Here is a 1,916-nt window from a genome sequence, read left to right as displayed (position 1 = left end):
GGATCTGCAAGGGTTGAGGTGTCGCCGAGGTTGGAGAAGTCGTTCTCGCCGATCTTGCGGAGGATGCGGCGCATGATCTTGCCCGAGCGGGTCTTGGGCAGGCCGGGCGCGAACTGGATCACGTCGGGGGTGGCGATCGGGCCGATCTCGTGGCGGACCCACTGGACCAGTTCCTTGCGCAGCGCCTCGTCGGGTTCGACTTCGGCATTGCAGGTGACGAAGGCGTAGATGCCCTGCCCCTTGATCTCGTGCGGCATCCCCACAACGGCGGCTTCCGCAACCTTGTGGTGCGCGACCAGCGCACTCTCGATCTCGGCCGTGCCCATGCGGTGGCCCGAGACGTTGATCACGTCGTCGATGCGCCCGGTGATCCAGTAGTAGCCGTCCTCGTCGCGGCGGCAGCCGTCGCCGGTGAAGTAGGTGCCCTTGAAAGTGCTGAAATAGGTCTGGAAGAAGCGCTCATGATCGCCCCACACGGTGCGCATCTGGCCGGGCCAGCTGTCCGTGATGACCAGGCAGCCGTCGCCGGGGCCCGTGATCTCGGCACCATCGTTGTCGAGCAGCATGGGCTGCACGCCGAACATCGGGCGCGTGGCCGAGCCGGGCTTGAGCGCGGTGGCGCCGGGCAGCGGCGTGATCATCACGCCGCCGGTCTCGGTCTGCCACCAGGTGTCGACGATCGGGCAGCGCCCCTCGCCCACCACCTTGTGATACCATTCCCAGGCTTCCGGGTTGATCGGCTCGCCCACCGAACCGAGCAGGCGCAGGCTCTTGCGGGAGGTCTTCTTCACCCAGTCGTCGCCTTCGCGCATCAGCGCGCGCAGCGCGGTGGGGGCGCCGTAGAAGATCTCGACATCGAACTTGTCGACCACCTGCCAGAACCGGCTGGGATCGGGGAAGTTAGGCACGCCCTCGAACATCACCGTGGTCGCCCCGTTCATCAGCGGGCCGTAGACCACGTAGCTGTGGCCGGTGACCCAGCCGATGTCGGCGGCGCACCAGTAGATCTGGCCCGGGCGGTAATCGAAGACGTATTCGTGCGTCATCGAGGCCCAGACCGAGTAGCCCCCGGTAGTGTGGAGCACGCCCTTGGGCTTGCCGGTCGAACCCGAGGTGTAGAGGATGAACAGCGGGTCTTCCGCATTCATCTCCTCGGGCGCGCATTCGGCGCTCTGCTGCGCGACCGCACTGGCCCAGTCCACGTCGCGGCCATCATGCATCGGCACGCCCGCGCCGGTGTGCTCGAGCACGATCACGGTATCGACGCCATCGCACTGCGCCAGCGCCTCATCGACATTGGCTTTCAGCGGAACCTTCTTGCCCCCGCGCAGCCCTTCGTCGGCGGTGAGCACCACGCGGCTGTCGCAGTCGGTGATGCGGCCTGCCAGCGCATCGGGGGAGAATCCGGCAAAGACGATCGAGTGGATCGCGCCGATCCGCGCGCAGGCGAGCATGGCGACGGCCGCCTCGGGCACCATCGGCAGGTAGATCGTGACCCGCTCGCCTTTCCGGACGCCGCGGCTCTTCAGCAGGTTGGCAAAGCGGCAGACCTGCTCGTGCAGTTCGCGGTAGGTGATGCGGCGTTCCGGGTTCTTCGGATCATCCGGTTCCCACAGGATCGCAATCGCATCGCCGCGCTCGGCCAGATGCCGGTCGAGGCAGTTGGCCGAGAGGTTCAGAGTCCCGTCAGTGAACCACGAAATGCCGAAGTCGGCCTCGTTGAAGCTCGTCTGCTTGACCACGCTGAACGGCTTGATCCAGTCGATCCGCTGCGCTTCCTCGCGCCAGAACCCCTCCGGGTCAGACACCGAGCGCGCGTACATCTCCAGGTAGCGATCGTTGTCGATCAGCGCGCCTTCAGACCACGCACCAGGGACCGGATATATCGCCTCGCTCATTCCTCTTTCTCCTCTCCG

1 protein-coding gene is annotated in these 1,916 nt (G+C 66.0%); it reads right to left on the bottom strand.

All coding sequences use genetic code 11. The annotated features are described in order from the left end of the window. A partial coding sequence (acs, locus tag MTR64_RS21210) for an acetate--CoA ligase (protein WP_243996569.1) occupies positions 1–1,898 on the bottom strand: 1,898 nt, incomplete at its 3' end. Positions 1,899–1,916 lie beyond the last annotated feature (18 nt).

It is taken from the genome of Novosphingobium album (ex Hu et al. 2023), assembly GCF_022832385.1.
Classification (GTDB): domain Bacteria; phylum Pseudomonadota; class Alphaproteobacteria; order Sphingomonadales; family Sphingomonadaceae; genus Novosphingobium; species Novosphingobium album.
Note: the sequence above shows the minus strand (reverse complement) of the source record. Positions and strands in the feature narration are given on the sequence as shown.